Raw genomic sequence first — 20,629 nt, forward strand, 5'->3', positions numbered from 1 at the left:
ATGAAATGGCTAGAATATCTAATATAACGATGGCTGAACAGCCTTCGTATTGCATTTTAACAATACGAAAAACTATTGACTTTATGGTAGAATTTTCAGAGTTTTCACAGCAAAGTTTTCGAAAAATTTCCAACTATCTGGAAGAAAAGGGAATATTGTCTGCAGGAGCACCAATTGTATGCTTTCATAACATGGACTTAGAAAAATTAGATGTTGAAGTAGGTTTTCCTGTAGCTAATCATTCTGTATTTAATAATATGGATACAGAAAATGAAATTTTGCAAAAGATTGTTCCAACACAGAAAATAATAACTGCAATTGATTTAGGACCATATGAACTGCAAGACCCTACACTTGAAGAATTATTTTTGTGGGCGAAGGATAGTGGATATGAACTTCATGGAGATATCTATTATCAGTACTTGAATGATTTAAATCGTCCTGAAAGTGAGTATCTCACTAAAATGATGTTACCTATTCTATAAATAACAAAACAGAATAGAAATTCTGTGGATACATAGGTTTAGCTGTAATAAAAAACAAGTTAACTACCATTTTACTATGAATGGTAGTCAACTTGTTTTTTATATGGATTGTTTATGATATGACAGATTGAATTGTTACTTGATGAGTGACTAATAGACGTTTTTATTGAAAGTTACTACCTGTTATGTGATAATAAGGACTTGTTAGGGTAATTATTATAGTTTTGGTTTAATGATTGAGATATTATCATAATATCTGCAAAATGATATAATCGAGAAGAAACAAGACAGATAAATAAAGGAGTAAATAATATGAAGATATATGATGTATTAACACGTTTTTATATTAAGGATATAGAAAATGCAATTCCTTTTTATGAAAATCTTTTAAAAGATAAATGTTCTTTACGTTTTTCTTATAAAGAAGTGGGGTTAGAGTTGGCTCAAGTAGGAAATGTTTTGCTGTTATCTGGTTCTGATACTGCTCTTAAGCCATTTACAGAAACGAAAGCTACTTTTATGGTTGATTCTGTGGATGAATGGAGAAGTCATCTGCTACAAAGTGGAGCAGTAGTAATAAGAGATAAGAAAAAAGTTCCTACAGGATATAATATGACAGTAAAACATCCAGATGGCACAATTATAGAGTATGTTCAGCATACAAAATAAAATTAGCTCAAAATATGGGATTAACTCAAACACAGGATTAACTTTAAAATAGAGTTATTAATAAATAGCTTAGGGTAATATATTATATACTCAAAAGTTTAATTTGTTAATCTTAACTCTGATATATTATAAATTAGATTAATATGTATTAAAATAAAAAAAGTTATTTACATAAAAGGTGAACTTTGGATAGAGTTCACCTTTCTATTTTTTTTGACCTACAAAAAATAATATACTGAGATGTCACAACAGAAACCCATCCTATGCCAGTAGCAAATGCAATTGTCTTTAAACCAAATTGTTGAATAAACAAATAAGAAATAATAACACGAATTGATATATGTAAGACGGTTCCAATTACAGGGATATTTACTTTTCCACTTCCTCTATACCATCCAACAAATGCACTTCCTATAAAACATAAAACATAGAAAATAGCGATAGTTTTCATGTACTCTATGCCATTTACCATAATTCTATCAGTGGCATTATTCATCATAAATTTAATACTAGCCTTAGCAGAAAAATATAAAACTCTCTTACAAGAAGCTAAGTATATAACTAAGATTGATAGAAGTAAAATTATAAATATATCCTCTATAGGAAGTGTTAACTCATACATACTTCCAGATGTATTTTCCTGTTTTATGAATACATATCCAGAGTATAATGTAAATTTTTATAACTATCATTCTTATGAAGCATATGATTATGTTTCCAAGGGGGAAGTTGATATAGCTCTTATTTCAGATGATATGTTTTTTAATGACATAGAAACAATACCAATATTTAAAGAAGCCATGTTACTGGTAACAAGTTATGGCTCAAAATACAATGGAGAATTGCATCCATCTGTTTTAGATGTTGCCGATGAAATAAGACTTCCATGGAATCCTGAATATGATTTGTGGCATAATTTTTGGTTTCGTTCAACTCTTCAACCTAAAGTATTTTTAGACCAAATGTCTCTTTTAGAGTATTTTATGAGACAAGAAAATGTATGGGCCATTGTGCCAGTATCAGTAGCATATCACCTTAAAGAAATATCTAATATCGAGATACATTACATAAAAGATGCTCCACCAGATAGGTTTATTTATTATTTAGTTAAAGAATCTAATAAACAGTAAATAATAGATAAATTTTTAGATTTATTAAACGAAAAACTATTGAAAATTAAAGGGTTGGAGTCTTTAATTAAATAATAGAAGATAGTAAATCTTAAAGTTAAAAGTTTATTTAGATTTAAATAAATTAAGTGTATATTTAAAAATAAAGAAATATTTATATAAAGAAGAGTATTTCAGGAGAATATTAAGAATCTTAAATGAAATACTCTATTTTTCTTTTTTAATGATTATATTATATGGAGAAATGGATATTATTAAATTAGAAATATTTAAGAAAATTGAAAAATAGGTTACAGGATGAGATAAACATATAAAAAATAATTTTCACATTATAAAAAAGAGCAAGATTTATTAAATATGACTAAGAAGTAATTGATATAATGTCTCATGGATAAAAGGAGGAGAGCTGCAATGTTTTATAAAGTAAATAATGTTATAACTGCTATTGATTATATAGAGGAGCATTTATCAGAAAAGCTGGATTTAGATATAGTTGCTAATGCTGTTCATTATTCAAAATATCATCTACATAGAACTTTTACAACTTCTGTTGGGTTGACAATGCATGATTATATAAAACGAAGAAAACTCACAGAGGCAGCAAAACTATTAGTATTTTCTAAAAAAACAATTATTGAAATTGCATTGATAGCTGGCTATGAAAGTCAACAAGCATTTACTTCTGTATTTAAAGATATGTATAAAAAATCTCCAAATAAATATCGAAAAGAACAAGAATTTTATCCTTTGCAGCTAAGATTTGTTTTGAAAAAAGAAAATCTATTTTCAAAAGATATATCAGAATTAGAAAAAGATATTACAATTGCTAAAATATCTGATATACCATCATGGATGAGTTTAGTGAGATTAGTCATAGATGGATTCCCAAATTTACAGGAGGAAGAATATATCTCTCAATTAAAACAATATATTTTGGAAGAAAGAGCCTTGATATTAAAATTTAATAACATTGCTATTGCAAATATGGTATTTAATAAAGAAACTGGAAGCATTGACTTTTTTGGAATACACCCTCAATATCGTAATTCAGATATTGCACAGGTGTTTCTAAAAAAGGTTATTGAGAATTTTTTGATAGATAAATCTATCTCAATCACAACTTTTAGAGAAGGAGATAAAGCTGATACAGGACATCGGAATATGATAAAGAAGTTAGGTTTTGCAGAAGCTGAATTATTGACTGAATTTGGGTATCCTACTCAAAAATTTATTCTGTCTTCTGAAAATGAAAAAGACACTGAATAGTACTAATAATCTATTGTATTAAATGTATTAAAAAATAATTTTACATTTTTAGGTGTATTTATTTTGCTGTCCATGTTTCTCTTAACTTTGATTATAAATATAAGAAAATGTATTTTTTATTTAAAAAGAAATACAAATTTTGAGGCTGAAATTTAAAACAAAAACTAAATTTGAATCAAAGAGCAAGAATGATTAAAAAATATAAAATTCAATTCAGTATAATGATTTAAGATAATACTTAATTGGCAAGGAGGATTCAAATGTCTAAAAATCAGCAATTAGAAAGTTGTAATTCTATTACATCCAATCCTAAACATAATATATCTGGACAAGAGATGGAGTTAACAACATCTTTTCCAGATGAGATTGCATATCTTATAGATATAAATAATAAGCTGGATAATGCTTTGGAGAATGCAGAAAATTCAGTTGATAAACTAGATAAAGATTACATGGATGCTAAATTATATATGGTAAAAAATCGTGGAGAAATAGACCCACATGAAATGTTCCAAAATGAACTGGCACTAAAGCAAATAGATAGTTATGGGGCTTTTATGGTAAAAGTTCGAGACAAGATTGCTAAAATGAAAGATTCGCCATATTTTGCTAGGATAGATTTTCAACTAAAAGATGAAGGTTATGATTCAAAGTATTATATTGGTCGATTTGCATTTGATTATGAAAATGAACTTCTAATACTAGATTGGCGTTCTCCAATGGCCAGTATGTTTTATGACTGTGAGATAGGACCAGCAGGGTATAATGCACCACTTGGATGGATAGATGGAGAAATAACACGTAAACGACAGTTTAAAATTAAAAATGGAACACTGGAGTATGTACTTGAAAGTTCTATGAATATACAAGATGATATTCTTCAAAAGGAACTTAGTAATACTTCAGATGAAAAGATGAAATCCATTATTTCAACAATACAAAAAGAGCAGAATCAAATTATTAGAAATGACAAGGCTGACACCCTCATTATTCAAGGAGTAGCTGGTTCTGGAAAAACATCTATAGCTTTACATAGAATTGCTTTTCTTCTTTATCGTTTTAAAGATAAGATATCAGCAAATAATGTAATTATTCTATCACCTAATAAAGTTTTTGGTGACTATATCTCTAATGTACTTCCTGAGCTAGGAGAAGAACCACTATGTGAATTAAGTTTTGAAGATATAGCAGAAGTTCAATTAGAAAGAATTATTAATTTTGAGGGAGAAAAAGATTCTCTGGAAGTAAATGATGCACAATGGGAAAAAAGAGTACGTTTCAAATCTACACTAGATTTTTTAAAGCTTATGGATAAATATATAAAGCAAATGCCAAATATGGTCTTTATTCCTAAAGATTACACTTTTGGAGGTTTTATAGCTAAAAGTGACTGGATACGAAAAAGATTTGATGCATACAATAAATATCCAGTTAAGCGAAGACTGGAGATGGTAGCAGAAGATATTCATTATAGATTTGAATCAGATAATATTATGGAAGATGACTTACCAAAAGTAAAAAATATACTGAAAAGTTTAAATAGAATGCTAACAATAAAAAATACTCTAGCACTATATAAGGACTTCTTCAAACAGATGAATATTCAAGATATGTTTGTAATGCCATCAAAGAATACTCTTGAGTGGGCAGATGTGTATCCATTTATATATCTTCATGCTGCATATGAGGGATTACAAGAAGACAAAGTGATAAGACACATTGTTATTGATGAAATGCAGGATTACACTCCTATTCAATATGCTGTAATAAACTTGCTTTTCAAATGTAAAAAAACTATTCTTGGAGATTTTGGACAACTAATCAACCCTAATCATTTACATACATTAGATGATATGGTACATATTTATGATGATGGAGAGCTAGTAATGTTAAACAAGAGTTATCGTTCTACTTTTGAGATTATTAATTTTGCCAAGAAAATTCAAAATATAACTTCGCTGGAGGCTATTGAAAGACATGGTGAGGAGCCTGTTGTGATTAAATGCAGTAACGAACCAGATGAGATAGATAAGATAAAAATGGAGATTGAGCAGTTTGAGGAAAGCAACAATGCTACCCTTGGTATTATACTAAAAACCAACAGCAAGGCTAAAGCAATATATGATGTTATTAAGCAAGAATATGATGTTAATTTAATATCTCCTGAAAGTTCTAGTTTTGTAAAAGGTGTATCAATTACTTCTATTAAGATGTCAAAGGGGCTAGAGTTTGATGAAGTTGTTATTCCTTCAGTAAATAATAAAACATATTACAATGATTACGACCGTAGTTTATTATATATTGCTTGTACACGGGCTATGCATAAACTTAAGCTTACATACACTGGAAATTTAACACAGTTGATAGAACTTAATTGAGATATATAGTTTACATTGTAAAGATTGATTTTTCTAACTTATTATGAGGTATAACATCTTGACACTCAATTACTTGAAAATCTGATTTCATGTGCTTTTCCGCTTGTACTCTTAATGGGGGAGCTTATTGACCTCATTGACAAATACAAAAACTTTGACACCATGACAACAACTATGCTTAATGAGTTTGTTGAAAAAATCCTTGTTGTGCATGAGCGTTACCGCAAGGGTAGCCAAGAAGGTAGTCCTCCGATCAGAGGATATGGCTGGCTAAGGGCGTATATGCCCTTACCAGAAGTTTATCAAGGCAAGAACCCGTGTCGCCATTATTTGAAAGAAACTGGGGTATCACTTACGATTCTCCAGTTTAATCAATTTATTTTATCGTGTTAATAAGTTTTTTCGTTGATATTATATCTGTTTGAATAATTTGTGCACTGTGCTTGACGTTGAAAATAATATATGCAGGCAAGTCTTGGGATTTCAAAATTTCTATTTGCTTTGAAGTACCTATATTGCTTTTTTCAAGATATTCTAATCGTTTTGTAAGAATATCAACTGATTCTTTTCTATCTAAGAATTTAATAAAAAAAATAGTAATCATAAAAGGAACAAGGTTATAATTAAAATTTTGAATAAATGATACAAGTGTACCTTTCAACTCAATATAATCTGTCATAGAAAGCAAATAAACGGTTTTGTTAGGTATATTTGCATTTTCTTTAGCCATATGAACTTCTTATAGTTCAGCAAACTTGCATTTCGATATGAAGCATTGTATCTTCTGAGTTACTTCCAAGACAAATTCATATGGATGTAAGCAATCATAGCTAAAATAACTTGGAGACCTAGAAGCACAATTGACTTTGCTTGTATTGGCTGGATAAGAAGGTCCATTGTGAATAGACCACCAATCGCATTGCACCACGCATGAAAACACACACAGATCATGACACTTCCAGTCAGCCTGTATAAGACTGCTAACATAAAAGACATCGCGATACACCAACACAAAAACGAGATGAAGTTCATGGAGGATTGGTTTGCGTTCTGTAGCAACCAGAGCGGAAGATGCCAAATGGCCCATATCACGCCTGTGAGAAGACATGCAGCAAAAAAAGGGAGTTTTTGCTCTAATGCTGGCTGCAAAAAACCGCGCCAGCCAAGTTCTTCCAATCCGCCTCCTATAATCATGAATGGAAACATAAGGAGTATCGTATACCAAGGCTTTCCCAGATATCGATTGCAAAGGATATTGATCACAATCTGGCTGGCAAAGAAAATAGCAACAATCAGGGCGCGAGAGCTGGATATATGATTGGTTCTGACGATACGTTCACAAAGTTCTTTAATCCCGTGAATCTGTCCGCTTTTTTTAAGAAGAATCGTAACAGCATAAGCTGGAGCAAATCCAATTGAGAAACTCACTAGTAAGTAGTATACGACAGTTCCAATCGGCCCTGCAAACCATTCAAGCCGTTCGCCTATTATGACGATTGTTGTAGCACTCCATGCAATTAAAAATACAAGCAATAAGTATTGTAGTATTGGTTTTTTCTCATAATAATTCCACATCAGCATAAACTCCTCATTGTAAATAAACTATGGACTCATTCTTGTTGTCCTTATTTTCAGACAGGCTGGTTACTGCTTCCCAACATGAAAAGGACAGATGTACACAGGCTGAACAGTAATCCATCCGTATTCAACTGAATATATTGCATAGCAGGGTAGCACCTTGTTAGAATCAAGTCCCTTTCGATTCCGCTGAGACATACTGTAATGAAAGAATATATTTCATCTAACGTCTGTTTAGGAGAGAAATAGCCTTTTTGTATTTGCTCTTCAATATATTGATATGCTTGCGTTTGTAAATAATCGCTATGGGATGCAACCTTCACATTTGCCCGAAACCTCTGATAATATTGCTGGTCGCTGGCAAGCGTAGAAAGCATTTCATTTAAAATCTTACCGTACCCAGTGATGCCAATCATAATCGCATCAAAATATAGCGAAAACAGCTGCTTTACAACATCTTCTGGAGAATGTCCTGAGTGCAGTATTTCATCAACTTTAGCAGACACGTCAATAATTGATGTGTCTCTGTTAATGAGGGCAAATAGGATATCCTCCAAATTAGTAAAATAACGATATACAAGCCCGTGACTAAAGCCTGTTTTCTCAATAATATCTTTCATTTTAACTGTATATACTGGCTTGGACATGCAAACATCAAATGCAGCATCCAGTATCTGATCCCGTTTTTCCTCCAAATACTGTTCATTTACTTTTGGCATTACATCAACCTCCCTTAAAATGACTTTATCGTCATTATTATATGATATACTATACTCTCTTTTCTATGTCATGTCAATGTTAAAATGACGAATGTGTCATTTTAATGTTGTGGATGTGGTCCAGTCAATCACAGGCAACATAGCTGTTAATAAAACTGTGGCTGGTATCAGGCAGAACGAAGTGGCAATAGGAACCGAAAACGATGTGAAGGCAGATGATTGTGTGGTAAAGTAAGTCGGAACATGAAGCTTAGCGCTAATTAAAGCAATGTATCCGCTACTATATCAAGGAGGAGGCACTTTAAACTACGCCAGCACTGGATAAAACGATTTTTCCCTTGTTGATTTCTGATAGGGGAAATACTGAGATTTTGTTAATCATTTTGTTAATTCTATAGATTAAAGTGTCTTCTATAAAATTAACAAAATATCAGAAGTACTATTTGAGGTAATTAGAACTGTACAAGCCATAAATAAAATATATAATTATGTGTATTCTTATTCCATACTTTAATAGATATTTTTTAAAATAAAAAGCATTTCTTCTGTAGTTTTATTTACACCATTGTTCTTATTTTTTTTATTGATTTTCTAAGAAAGTCTGATGTTATAGTATTACCTTTTTTTAACATTTCTGATGGAGTACCTTCAAATACCACCTGACCACCATTTTTACCACCATCAGGTCCAATATCTATCACCCAATCTGCTTGCTTTAAAACATCTAAATTATGTTCAATGATAATAATTGTATTACCTCTGTCTACTATTCTTTCAAAAATCAACATAAGCTTGTCAATGTCAGACATATGAAGACCAGTAGTTGGTTCATCTAGAATATATATAGTACCTTTTTTATTAAGATTTTTTGCTAGTTTAATTCTTTGACATTCTCCGCCAGATAGTGTACTAAGTGGCTGACCTAAAGTCATATAAGATAATCCAACATCTTTCATAGTTTGTAATATTTTACAAAGTTTCTTTTCCGTAAAGAATTCAAGTGATTCATCTACTGTCATGGAAAGAACTTCAACTATATTTTTACCCTTATACAATTTTGACAGGACTTCTTCATTATATCGAGTACCTCTACAAGCTTCACATATATTAACAACAGGGTCCATAAATACCAGTTCTGTAACAAGTATTCCTTTTCCATTACAAATAGGACAAGCCCCTTTAGAATTAAAGCTGAATAAACTTTCACCAACATTATTTTCTTTAGCAAAAAGTTTTCTTATTTCATCAAAAAAACCAAGAAATGTAGCTGGCATAGAGCGATTTGTAGTTGTGATAGGGTTTTGGTCAATTTTAATAACATCTTTTTCATATTTTTTTGCAAAAATATTAGAAATCAAAGTACTTTTTCCAGAACCAGCAACTCCAGTAACAACTGTCATGATTCCAACCGGTATATCTATATCAACATTTTTTAGATTATACAAACAAGCTCCTCTAATGGGAAGAAAGTTTTTTGGTTTACGAGTATTAGATTTTAGAGATAATGACAAATTCATAGCTTTTGAAGTAAGTGTATTTGCTAGAAGTAATTCATTATAGGTACCTTGAAATATAATATTTCCCCCATGTTTACCAGCATTTGGACCAATATCTATAATCTCATCTGCTATAGATATGACATCTTTATCATGCTCTACCACCAGAACTGTATTTCCTCTGTCTCTAAGTCTTTTTAATAATTGATTCATACGATGTACATCTCTTGGGTGCATTCCAGTGCTGGGTTCATCAAAAATATAGGTTAGACCTGTGAGGCTACTTCCCATATAGCGTACAAGTTTTAATCTCTGAGCTTCTCCTCCAGATAGAGAAGTCGATTCTCTATTTAGATGTAAATAAGGAAGTCCAATATCAATCATTCTTTTCAAGCCATCAGGAAGAGTATCTACAACAGTTTCAACTCTATCATCATTTATTTGAGAGAGTAAATTGTAAAGTTCAGTAAATTCCATATTACTCATATCTGCTATAGAATACCCTAAAATAGTGCAGTTAAGAGCATCTTTATTTAATCTTTTTCCATGACATTCAGGACATTCCTCATCAGTTATAAGTCTTTCTGACTTTTCTTTGGTGTGTTTGCTCATATTGCTAATATCTCGATTTAGATATGTTTGATTGTATTTATTAAAAATACCTTCAACTTTTGAATTTTCAGGCTTGCTTTTTCCATCTTTTGAGCCATATAGCAATAAATTATATTCCTCCATAGAATAATCCTTCAGAGGTTTATCTAAATCAAATAGTCCAGATTCAGTATACTGTTTCCAATACCATGAATTAGGTTTAAATAGAGAGTCATTTACACAACCTGCATTCCATGAATTTTCAGGATTTAGAATAGACTCAATATTAATCGCTTTGACTCTACCAATTCCAGAACAGTTTTTACACATACCATTTGGGTCATTAAACGAAAAATATGATGTTGTTCCTATATATGGTTTGCCAATTCTAGAAAATAATAATCTTAGTGAAGAATACAAATCGCTTATAGTTCCTACTGTAGAACGTGCATTGCCACCAAGAGGAGACTGGTCCACGATTACAGAAGCAGTTAAATTATCAATCAGTTCTACATGAGGTTTTTTGTATTTTGGAAGTCGACCTCTAATAAATGCTGAATATGTTTCATTCATTTGTCTTTGTGATTCTGCCGCAATTGTGTCAAATACAATACTTGATTTTCCAGAGCCAGAAACTCCAGTAAAGACAATGATTTTGTTTTTTGGAAGTTTAAGTGAGATGTTTTTTAAATTATTATGTGTAAGTCCCTTTATTATGATATCTGACATAAATACTAAGCCCTTTCTTTATATATTTTAGTAGCATAATTATATTATGTAGTTATATTATAATAAGATTAAAATTTATTTTCATGATATATTCTGCTATATTACAGATATTATTTTTAAATTTACTTACAGTGTAAACAGTATTAATTAGTATGCTACATATAAAAACAAAACTCCTATTATAAAACTTATTTAGAATTTAGTAAAAATAAGCTAGTTTAAAAGATTTAAATAACTTGACTTTTAAAACTTACTATTGTAATATTTTAAATATTACAATAGTAAGTTTTAAGTGTATACTCAGACATAATTTTACTACTTGAAAGGAGAGAACAATGTTACTGATAGTTATAATAGCTGTTTTTATAATAGCTTTAATCAACATAATTATATTAGGTAAAGAAAATATAAAAGGAATAATTATTCCTGTAGCTTTATTTCTTGTAAGTGACTTCTTATTTCTTTGTGGAAATATTATATTGAGAGGAGGAGTGATTTTACTATTCATAGGATTATTTGCAATACCATTAATGTTGATTGCTTTCATATGGATTTGTGTACATATTATTAAACTACATCTTAGAAAAGATTTAAATAAAAGAAAAGTAATCGGATGTATAGTTTGTACTTTTATAAGTATATCTACTATATTTCTTCCTGGACCAAGTGAAAGTTTTAGATTCCAACTTTACAAAAAGGATTATATAGAGGTTGTACAAGCAGTTTTAAAAGCATGTGATGAGAAAAAGTTAAATTCTGAATATAATCTAAATATTAAACTTGGCAAAAAGGAGTTAGAAAATATTTTTTCAGAAGAAGTAGTAAATAAAATAAATAAGTTAAATAGAAATGTAGATGTAACTAAGATAGTTGGTAATAAAAAATCAGTTTGTTTTTTCTTTGGAGCTGAATTACAATCTGTTGATGGGATTGTATTCTTTAAAGATTTAAAAGGAAATAAGCCAGAGTTAGATTTTATAAATAAACACATTCAAGCTCCACGTTTAGAGTATATGACAGATGATGTCTATTATTTTAAAGGAGGATTATAAATATACATATATAGGGAAGGAGTAAGATATGAAAAGAAAGACAAGTTTTATTTTAATAATTATTCTATTAATCATTGCATTTATAGCAAAACATTCAATGGAAAGTAATCAAAAGAGTAAAGAACAAAATATTAAGAGTAACAATACAAATTTTAAATCAAATGAATTGGATAGTAAAGATAGTACACAACAGAAAAAAGATAAAGTTAATGTAGTTGATTATAGTGATTGTTTCAAAGATATTAGTGGAGGGGCTGTTTTTTATAGTAGTAAAAATAAAGAATATAATATATACAATAAAGAGTTAATTGAAACAAGGGCTTCACCTTGTTCTACTTTTAAAATAATTTCAACATTAATTGGTTTAGAAAAAGGAATAGTAAATTCAAAAGAATCAGTTATGGGGTATAATGGCACAATTTATGAGATTGAAGATTGGAATAGAAATCTTAATTTAGAAGAAGCATTTAAAGTATCTTGTGTTTGGTATCATAGAAAACTGATGAATCAAGTTGATGCTAAATTTGTTCAAAATACACTAGATAATCTAAAATATGGGAATTGTGACATTAGTGAGTGGGAAGGAAATTTAAAAAATGGAAGTAAAGATTTAAATGGGTTCTGGTTAGAATCTTCATTAAAAATCTCTCCCAAAGAGCAAACACAAGTATTAACTAAAATTTTTGAGGGTGATACAAGTTTTAAAAAAGAGAATATTAATCTCTTGAAGGACATTATGAAAATAGATACAAATGATAAGAAAATAAATGTATATGGTAAAACTGGAACAGGATTTGATGAAAAGAAGCAATGTGTTGATGCATGGTTTGTTGGGATGGTAGAAAATGAAGATGATACATATTACTTTGCTATTAAATCAGATGATTCTAATAAAAAAATTGGAGGACCAAAAGTAAAAGAGATTGCAATTGATATAATTAATAACTATTACAGTACTATATAATAGACATAACTTTATACTAAAATATTAGGTAGATTTAAGTAACTATGCAATGAATTGATAAATATATTGCATAGTTTTTATTTTATTTATATTATTTTAAGTATATGTAAAAGGATATGAGCAAAATTTTAATAAAAAATAATCTTATATTGGTTAAAATTTATAAGGTGTTTATGTAAAGTATCATATTTAATTGAAAAAAGTATTTTGAGAGAGAGTCAACATTTAGTTTGAAGTGTCACTATAATGTCATTTTGGATTGCTAAACTTTAACTATAAAGGAGATGATTATATATGGAAATACTAAAATGTGAAAATTTAACAAAGACATATGGCTCAAATCAAACTATGGTGACGGCTCTTAATAATTTGAATTTATCAGTTCAAAAAGGTGATTTTGTATCCATAGTAGGAGCCTCTGGTTCTGGAAAATCTACATTACTCCATATGCTTGGAGGAGTAGATAGACCTACATCTGGAAAAATTTATATTGAAGATACTGAGATAGCAAGCTTAAAAGAAGAAGCATTGGCAATTTTTCGACGCAGAAAAGTAGGGCTTATATATCAGTTTTATAATCTTATACCTACTCTTGATGTTAGAAAAAATATATTATTACCAATGTTACTTGATAAGAGGAAAGTGGATGAAGATAGGTTTTCGGAAATTGTATCTACCTTGGGATTAACTGATAGGCTAAAACATCTTCCAGGTCAACTTTCAGGTGGGCAACAGCAAAGAGTAGCTATAGCTAGAAGTTTAATATATAGACCAGCTATTTTATTAGCAGATGAACCAACAGGTAATCTTGATAGAAAAAATTCTGAAGAAATTGTAGATTTACTAAACTTATCAAATAAACGATTTAATCAAACAATACTTCTTATTACTCATGATGAAAAAATAGCATTAGAAGCAAATCGCATTATAACTATGGAAGATGGTATGATAGTTTCTGAAAAGGTGGTGAAGAAATGAATATTCTTCAAGAATACACCTTAGATTTTGTACGTCGTAATAAGCGTAGTAGTATAGCTATAATGTTGGCTATATTACTTACTACAACTATGATGTCTTCTTTATGTGGATTATTATATACAATGTGGAGTGATTTTATAAGACTTTCAGTTGAGAAAGAAGGTAATTGGCATGGAGAATTATTTGATGAAACTCATGGAAGTGACTTATCATTAATTGAAAATTTCTCTTCAGTTGATGATGTGATGATTAAAGGACCATGGTATGTAGGTAAAATTAATGATGATAAAAGGGATTACATAATTTATAGAAATGCCACATCAGAATATTGGAATTCTATGCCAGAAAAAGACACTATACTAGAGGGGCGTCGACCAAATAATGCTAATGAAATTGCACTCTCAAAACAATATTTTGAAAGTAATCCAAATGTAAAAGTTGGTGATAAGATTACTATCCCAATAGGAGATAGGGTTTTAAATGAAAATTATATTGTACCTACAGCACCAACAGCAAAAGGTGAAAGTTTTAGAAAGATTTCAGAAACTGTGTTGACAATAGTAGGGAAAATAGATGTTACTACTTCATCAGTTGTACCTGCATATACAGCTCTTGGTTATCTTGATAGAGCAAGTATAAAGCCTAGTGATAATATTACTGTATATTTGCGATTTAAAAATATTAGAGATACATATAAAGAGCTTCCAAAGCTTGCTAAATCATTAGGATGGAAAATGAATGAATATGGAAAATACAATCTTAAGTATAATAGTAATTATCTTTTAAAGATGTTAGTCTTTTCTCCAGAACAGAAAGCATCTATGAACAGTATAGAAAAATTTTCAACACCTCTTATGTATTTAACAATAGCAATCTTTACAGTGGCTGTATTTGTAATGGTGATTTATAATGCTTTTGCATTATCAGCAAATGCTAGACTTACTCAATTGGGCATACTAGCTAGCATTGGAGCATCTCCAAAGCAGATTAAAAAGTCTGTAGTTTTTGAAGGTTTTTTATTGACAATTATCCCTTTACCTATAGGCTTATTTTTAGGGTGGGCATTGTGTAATGGTCTTGTAAGTTATATTAATTCAGTAAATATTAATATTGATAATCAACAGGTAATCTTTACTTATGGTATTCCTGCTTTCTTACCAGCTGTTTTACTTACAATAATAACAGTATGGGTTTCCGCACTGATACCAGCACGTAGAGTATCAAAACTAGCACCTATAGAAGCAATCAGACAAGGTGATAGTGTTAAAATTAAAAGTTCTAATAAATACTCATTAACAAGGTTATTTGGTATAGAAGGAGAACTTGCAGTAAATGCGCTTCGTGCCCGTAAAAAATCTTATCGTACTGCAACAATATCTTTAACACTTTCTTTTTTATTATTGACAAGCTTTCTAAATATAATTGCATGTCAAAAAGGTGCAGAGAGTGTTTATGGTAGTGATATTTATGCGAGTCAAAGGGATATATCATTGTATTTGGAAAATAGTGAACCTACAGAAAAACAGTTTTTAGAGCAATTAAACAATACACAAGGTGTAGAGAGTTCATTATATTATCTAAAAATGTCTGCAGCAACTTGGTTAACTGAAAAAGATGCTTCAAAAGAGCTTGCAAAGAGTGGAGGATTTAAAAATATAGTCTCAGCTAAAAAATATTCTCCTATAGAACGTGATGGTAAGTTTCGTATCACTTCAACTATGATTGGACTTGATGATGAGAGTTTTGCAAAATATTGCAAACAACTTTCTATAGACCCTAAACCATATTATGATACAAAAAATCCAATTTCAATTGTATATAATCGTGAGGAAGATGTTGAGCGTAGTACACGTAGGGATAAAGTATATATAGATTATTTAAATCTTTCTGTAGGAGATAACATTACATTGAATGAAAAAGTATATGATGAAGATGAGGGAAATTATACTTTTAACATGAAAGTAGGAGCTATTACAGATACACTTCCACAAATAGCAGAAAGGCTTGGTAGATACACACTAATTCAAGTAGTACCAATGTCTACAGTACAAGATATGTCTAAAAATTACCATGAAAATCGTAGATTAAAATCAAATAGGATAACAGGGCTATTTAAAATAGATAATCATGATAATATTTCTAAAGTAAGAAAAGAGTTTGAATCTATTTGCAACCAATATTATGGGTCAGGTGATTATAGGATTAATGATGTTGTAGAAAATGAAGAGTTAAGTGATAGTGGACAAATAACTATGAATTTAATAGTAGGATTTATTACAGCATTGTTAGCTGCAATTGGTTTATCAAATGTATGGGCGACTGTTTCAGGGAATCTTAGAAGTAGGCGACAAGAATTTGCTATGTTACGTTCTGCAGGATTGTCTCCAAATGGCATGAAAAAGATGATTATCTTAGAAGGATTATTTTTTGGTCTTACACCATTATTACTCAGTATTCCTGTGCAAATAGCTATATTGTATGCTTTCATCCATATAAATGAAATAAGTTTTATGGAGTACTTATTATTTGCACCAATATCCATAGTGACGAGCTTTACCATATTGATACTTATTGTAGTAATAGCATCGTATATTATGGGATATAAACAATTAAATAATGAAAACATAGTAGAATCTATAAAAAATGAGACAATATAAACAAGATTTATTTGAATATTTTTTAAAAGCAACTTTAAATAATATTGTGTGTAAGTTATAGATAATGTATAAATGATAAATAAGATATAATGTAACTGGATTATAGGTGTTTTCCTATAATCCAGTTTTTTATGTATAAAACTTAATTATGAATCTTGCACCACCATGATGACAATTTTCTGCATGTATAGTACCATTTTGATTTTCGATAATAGACTTTGATAGAGCAAGACCTATACCAATGCTGTATTTGCTAGCATTTTTACCACGATAAAATCGATTGAAAATATATGGCAGGTCTTCTTGAGCAAAACCTTTACCATTATCTTCTATAATAATTTCAATGTATAGAGGATTTTTACTATAATAAGCAACAATCTGTCTACCATCTTCTACATGTTCACTACAGTTTTTAAGAATATTTAAAAGAGCTTCCAAAGTCCAGTTAATATCAATGTTAAATTCTACAAACGAAGAGTCTTCAATAAGAAATGTCTGGTTTTTTTCTTTTAAAATTTCTTCTATAGGTTCAACTGCATGAGTAAGAAGAGAATGGACATCTATAAGCTTACTTTCAAATATTAAAGTACTTGCATCTAACTTTGATAAAGTAAGTAAGGATGACACCAATCTTTCTAATCTTAATATTTGATTTGTAAGTCTGTTGAGGTAATCTATTTCTTCCTCGGGACAACTTTCTGCAAGTAACTGTGCCATGAGCGACATAGAAGTAATTGGAGTTTTAAGTTGATGTGCGATATCTGCAAGATTATCTGAAAGAGTTTGTCTTTCTTTTAAAGCAAATTCTTTTGAGCAACGAAGTTCTCCCACAGTTTTGTATATCTCGTCTTCAAGATGTGAAAACTTATCTTCACAACGTAAAAGTACAGATTCTTTTCCTAAATTTACTTCTTCTAAATAGCTCGTAAGCATATTTATTCTATTCATATTTTTTCTTTTTTCTCTATACTGAATTATAAACATAACTATAGCCATTGTTGACACTATAATAAAGGACACTATCATGAAATAAAAAAAGTTTTTATACCAAAATGTATTTTTAGTATAACCATGTTTTAATAAAATCTCATTTCCCACATTAAAGTCATGAGAATCTGAATTTTTTAGTGATTCTAAAATATGTTCTGTAGATTTAGGATTAAGTTGATAGGATGTACCAATGGTTTTAGCTATCATATTATATTCTTCAGAAGAAGTTACAGTTGTTAGAATTATACTTAACAAAATAGTAATAACTAAACAGAATACTATAAAAATAACAGTATTATTGATATATTTTTTTATTTTCACTAGCTGTCCTCCATTCTGTATCCTATACCTCTCAAGGTTTTTATACAGGATGGATTTTTTAGTTTTTCTCTAAGTCGCTTTATTGTAACAGTAAGAGTATTATCATTTACAAAGTTGCCATCTATATCCCAGAGCATTTCTAATAGTTTTGCACGAGTAAGTGCTTTATTTTTATTCTCCATTAGACTTAGGAGTAGTTTGTATTCTCCTGCTGTCAAAGAGATTTCAATATTGTCCAAATATACTTTGACTTCATCTTTATTCAATCTTATATTTTCACATGTAAGAGTGCTAGTAGTGTTAGAATGAGTACGTCTAAGTACAGCATTAATTCTAGATTGAAGTACTGAAAGTAAGAATGGCTTAACCACATAGTCGTCTGCACCCATATCCAAACCTTGTACAATATCTTTTTCATCATCGCGCACTGTCAAAAATATCACTGGAATATCTCTTATATTTTTAACATATTTACAAAATTCATATCCAATCCCATCAGGTAAATTTAAATCAAGTAGAATTAAATTGATATCTTTGTCAAATTTTTTCTTAGCTTCAGTGATTGTACTATAACAACAAACTACATGGTTTTTCTTTTCTAGGGAAGCTTTTATCCCAAATGCAATTGTATCATCATCTTCTAAAAGAAGTATTTTTGCCATTTATTTTCAGTCCTTTCATTTAAAAGAAATTATAGTGTAAAAATATGGTTATCAGCATAAATAACTAACTGCTTGTGTGATATTGAATATTCAGTTACCAAACTGGAATTTGTTTTAATCTTTACTATTGCTCTTTTCTATAATAGTTCCAAGACCAGCTCCTACTATCATTCCAAATACTAATCCATAACACATAGATATTCCAGTTTTTCCTTGAGAGATACCAATCGCAAAACCGATAGCAATACCAATACCTGCACCTATAAACATAAATAAAGTAACATAACTATTTCTTTTATCTTTTTCTTCCATACACAGTCCTCCAACGTAAATTTCTATTTATACAGATATTATACAGATACACAAAATCATACACAATGGAAATCCTTGTTCTACAACAAAGTTATCATTTTATCCTCTAGATTATCCTGCACAGAAAATAAAATTCCTGTCAAAAAACTTATAAATTAAAACTACGCTTTAAGTGAATCTATCAAAAGACCAAGAGTGGTTTCAATAAATTTTTTTTCTTCTATATTAAAATTGTTGAGATACGATTTTCCTGTTATAGATAATAAATTAAAAAATCCTGTAAGTGTAAATATTGATGAATACATAAGAGTGGGTATCTCAATATCTGACCTAATACTTCCATCAACTTTTCCTATTTCAAATAGTTCTTGTATTTCTTCAAACATAAACTTATTGAAAGAAAAAAACTTTTCTTTAAAAGGTATCTCTAAGTCTGAGTTTTTAGATTGTACAAGTCCAATCATTCCCATTAAAGCTAGTAAAGAAGGCTCTTTACAGTAGAATTTATGAAATGCAGAATATGAAAATTTTAATCTTTCAAATCCATTTTTACCTTTTGAACTTTCTATTTTAACACTATCCCAAAGTCTTTTATACCCTCTTAGTACAACAGCAAAAAACAAATCTTCCTTGCATGAGAAATATTTATATATAGTACGTTTTGTATATTCTGTTTCCTTTGCTAGTTCATTCATAGAGGTGTTATCAAATCCATTAAGACAAAATAATTTTTCTGCTTTGACAACAATTTCATTTTCTCTTTGGATTTTTTCTTTATCTCTTTTTGATAATTCTGGCATATAAAACACTCCTTTTTACTGATTCCATTGATAAAATAGTATACTGATGGTATACTTATATAACAACGGTATACTATTGCGAATAAAATTAATGTAAAGCACTATAATTTATTATAACTTTACTAATTAATTATATAGGTAAAATATAAAAAAAGGGGGATTTATTTATGCAAATAAAAGAAAATATCTTGTTGTTAGATAGTACTCGTGGTGCAAATTGTTTTATTGTGTTTGATGAAGAGATTACATTGATAGATACAGGACTTCCTTTTATGGGGAATGGTATAATTAAAGAATTAAAAACACTTGGGATTCAACTAACTGATATTAAGCATATTTTACTGACTCATCATGATGTTGACCATATGTCTAATATTAAGTTATTGAAAGAATATACAGGAGCAAAAGTGTGGGCTCATATGGAAGATATCCCATTTATTATAGGAGAGAAGGATAGACCTGGATTCAAAAAATTTATTGGAAAGACAATTGCAAAAAGAATTATTAAAGATATAGAGCCTTATAGAGACAATATGCAAGTTGGAAATATAAAAATTATTCATACACCAGGACATACACCAGGACATGTTTGTATGCTTTTTGAAGATGTTTTATTTGCAGGAGACTTAGTTAAGAATAAGAACGGAAATATAATTCCATATCCTAATCTGTGGAACTGGGACTCTGAAAAAATGATGAAATCTGTAAATGAGTTAGAAAATTTAAAATACAACTGGATATGTATGTCTCATGGAAGCCCTTGTACTAAAGAATAAAAATAATAACTTATGATACATTATTTAAAATAATAACTATTGACTATATACAACGTTGGTGATAGTATAATATCCA

At 29.7% G+C, this 20,629-nt stretch carries 19 protein-coding genes and 1 pseudogene; 11 read left to right on the plus strand and 9 right to left on the minus strand.

Features of this window, described 5'->3' with window-relative positions:
* Positions 1-5: 5 nt before the first annotated feature.
* Both IC758_RS02575 and IC758_RS02580 read left to right on the plus strand, forming a co-directional pair.
* A complete protein-coding gene (locus tag IC758_RS02575) occupies positions 6-485 on the plus strand; it encodes a GyrI-like domain-containing protein (protein WP_227860715.1) in 480 nt (159 codons plus the stop codon).
* A gap of 312 nt (positions 486-797) precedes the next feature.
* Positions 798-1,154 (plus strand): VOC family protein, encoded by a 357-nt coding sequence (locus IC758_RS02580; RefSeq protein ID WP_227834825.1) that lies wholly within the window; start codon positions 798-800, stop codon positions 1,152-1,154.
* A 196-nt stretch (positions 1,155-1,350) separates the two neighbouring features.
* Here the strand turns inward: IC758_RS02580 and IC758_RS02585 are convergent, their stop codons facing one another.
* Positions 1,351-1,776 (minus strand): hypothetical protein, encoded by a 426-nt coding sequence (locus tag IC758_RS02585; RefSeq protein WP_227861003.1) that lies wholly within the window; start codon positions 1,774-1,776, stop codon positions 1,351-1,353.
* Here IC758_RS02585 and IC758_RS02590 point away from each other — a divergent pair.
* The 4 genes and pseudogenes from IC758_RS02590 to IC758_RS21165 form a co-directional block, all read left to right on the plus strand.
* Positions 1,775-2,284, plus strand: coding sequence for a LysR family transcriptional regulator substrate-binding protein (locus IC758_RS02590; protein WP_255630979.1), 510 nt, complete (start codon positions 1,775-1,777; stop codon positions 2,282-2,284). The two genes, IC758_RS02585 and IC758_RS02590, sit on opposite strands and share 2 nt — an antisense overlap.
* A 411-nt stretch (positions 2,285-2,695) precedes the next feature.
* Positions 2,696-3,550: a helix-turn-helix transcriptional regulator gene (locus IC758_RS02595; protein ID WP_227860716.1), complete on the plus strand. Its 855-nt coding sequence runs from the start codon at positions 2,696-2,698 to the stop codon at positions 3,548-3,550.
* 260 nt (positions 3,551-3,810) lie between these two features.
* Positions 3,811-5,928, plus strand: a complete 2,118-nt coding sequence (locus IC758_RS02600; RefSeq protein ID WP_227860717.1) for a HelD family protein — start codon at positions 3,811-3,813, stop codon at positions 5,926-5,928.
* 120 nt (positions 5,929-6,048) lie between these two features.
* Positions 6,049-6,321 (plus strand): annotated as a pseudogene (locus IC758_RS21165) (DUF4368 domain-containing protein); the annotation flags it as partial.
* On the opposite strand, the gene IC758_RS02610 reads toward IC758_RS21165, so the two are convergent.
* From IC758_RS02610 to IC758_RS02625, 4 genes are all read right to left on the minus strand, one after another.
* A complete protein-coding gene (locus tag IC758_RS02610) occupies positions 6,305-6,658 on the minus strand; it encodes a hypothetical protein (protein WP_227831725.1) in 354 nt (117 codons plus the stop codon). The pseudogene IC758_RS21165 and the gene IC758_RS02610 sit on opposite strands and share 17 nt — an antisense overlap.
* Before the next feature lie 59 nt (positions 6,659-6,717).
* Positions 6,718-7,503, minus strand: coding sequence for a CPBP family intramembrane glutamic endopeptidase (locus IC758_RS02615; protein ID WP_227860718.1), 786 nt, complete (start codon positions 7,501-7,503; stop codon positions 6,718-6,720).
* Between the two features lie 56 nt (positions 7,504-7,559).
* Complete coding sequence (locus IC758_RS02620; RefSeq protein ID WP_227831723.1) at positions 7,560-8,225, minus strand: TetR/AcrR family transcriptional regulator; 666 nt, start codon at positions 8,223-8,225, stop codon at positions 7,560-7,562.
* Between the two features lie 557 nt (positions 8,226-8,782).
* Entirely contained in the window at positions 8,783-11,041 is a 2,259-nt protein-coding gene (locus IC758_RS02625; RefSeq protein WP_227860719.1) for an ATP-binding cassette domain-containing protein, read from the minus strand.
* Between the two features lie 335 nt (positions 11,042-11,376).
* Between IC758_RS02625 and IC758_RS02630 the strand changes: the two genes are divergently transcribed.
* The 4 genes from IC758_RS02630 (at position 11,377) to IC758_RS02645 (ending at position 16,692) form a co-directional block, all read left to right on the plus strand.
* Positions 11,377-12,093 (plus strand): hypothetical protein, encoded by a 717-nt coding sequence (locus tag IC758_RS02630; protein ID WP_227860720.1) that lies wholly within the window; start codon positions 11,377-11,379, stop codon positions 12,091-12,093.
* Positions 12,094-12,121: 28 nt separating this feature from the next.
* Entirely contained in the window at positions 12,122-13,057 is a 936-nt protein-coding gene (locus tag IC758_RS02635) for a penicillin-binding transpeptidase domain-containing protein (RefSeq protein ID WP_227860721.1), read from the plus strand.
* 294 nt (positions 13,058-13,351) lie between these two features.
* Positions 13,352-14,035, plus strand: coding sequence for an ABC transporter ATP-binding protein (locus IC758_RS02640; protein ID WP_227435330.1), 684 nt, complete (start codon positions 13,352-13,354; stop codon positions 14,033-14,035).
* Entirely contained in the window at positions 14,032-16,692 is a 2,661-nt protein-coding gene (locus IC758_RS02645) for an ABC transporter permease (RefSeq protein WP_227860722.1), read from the plus strand. Before IC758_RS02640 ends, IC758_RS02645 begins: the two co-directional genes overlap by 4 nt.
* A gap of 129 nt (positions 16,693-16,821) precedes the next feature.
* On the opposite strand, the gene IC758_RS02650 is transcribed toward IC758_RS02645, so the two are convergent.
* The 4 genes from IC758_RS02650 to IC758_RS02665 all read right to left on the minus strand — a co-directional run bounded on the left by IC758_RS02650 (position 16,822) and on the right by IC758_RS02665 (position 19,777).
* Positions 16,822-18,003, minus strand: coding sequence for a sensor histidine kinase (locus tag IC758_RS02650; protein ID WP_227860723.1), 1,182 nt, complete (start codon positions 18,001-18,003; stop codon positions 16,822-16,824).
* Complete coding sequence (locus IC758_RS02655) at positions 18,003-18,665, minus strand: response regulator transcription factor (RefSeq protein ID WP_227435324.1); 663 nt, start codon at positions 18,663-18,665, stop codon at positions 18,003-18,005. Before IC758_RS02655 ends, IC758_RS02650 begins: the two co-directional genes overlap by 1 nt.
* Before the next feature lie 114 nt (positions 18,666-18,779).
* Positions 18,780-18,977 (minus strand): hypothetical protein, encoded by a 198-nt coding sequence (locus IC758_RS02660; RefSeq protein WP_227435321.1) that lies wholly within the window; start codon positions 18,975-18,977, stop codon positions 18,780-18,782.
* 161 nt (positions 18,978-19,138) lie between these two features.
* Positions 19,139-19,777, minus strand: coding sequence for a TetR/AcrR family transcriptional regulator (locus tag IC758_RS02665; protein ID WP_227851378.1), 639 nt, complete (start codon positions 19,775-19,777; stop codon positions 19,139-19,141).
* Positions 19,778-19,944: 167 nt separating this feature from the next.
* Between IC758_RS02665 and IC758_RS02670 the strand changes: the two genes are divergently transcribed.
* Positions 19,945-20,553 (plus strand): MBL fold metallo-hydrolase, encoded by a 609-nt coding sequence (locus IC758_RS02670; RefSeq protein WP_227483358.1) that lies wholly within the window; start codon positions 19,945-19,947, stop codon positions 20,551-20,553.
* Positions 20,554-20,629: the final 76 nt, after the last annotated feature.

Source organism: Clostridioides sp. ES-W-0016-02 (assembly GCF_020641035.1).
Lineage (GTDB): Bacteria > Bacillota > Clostridia > Peptostreptococcales > Peptostreptococcaceae > Clostridioides.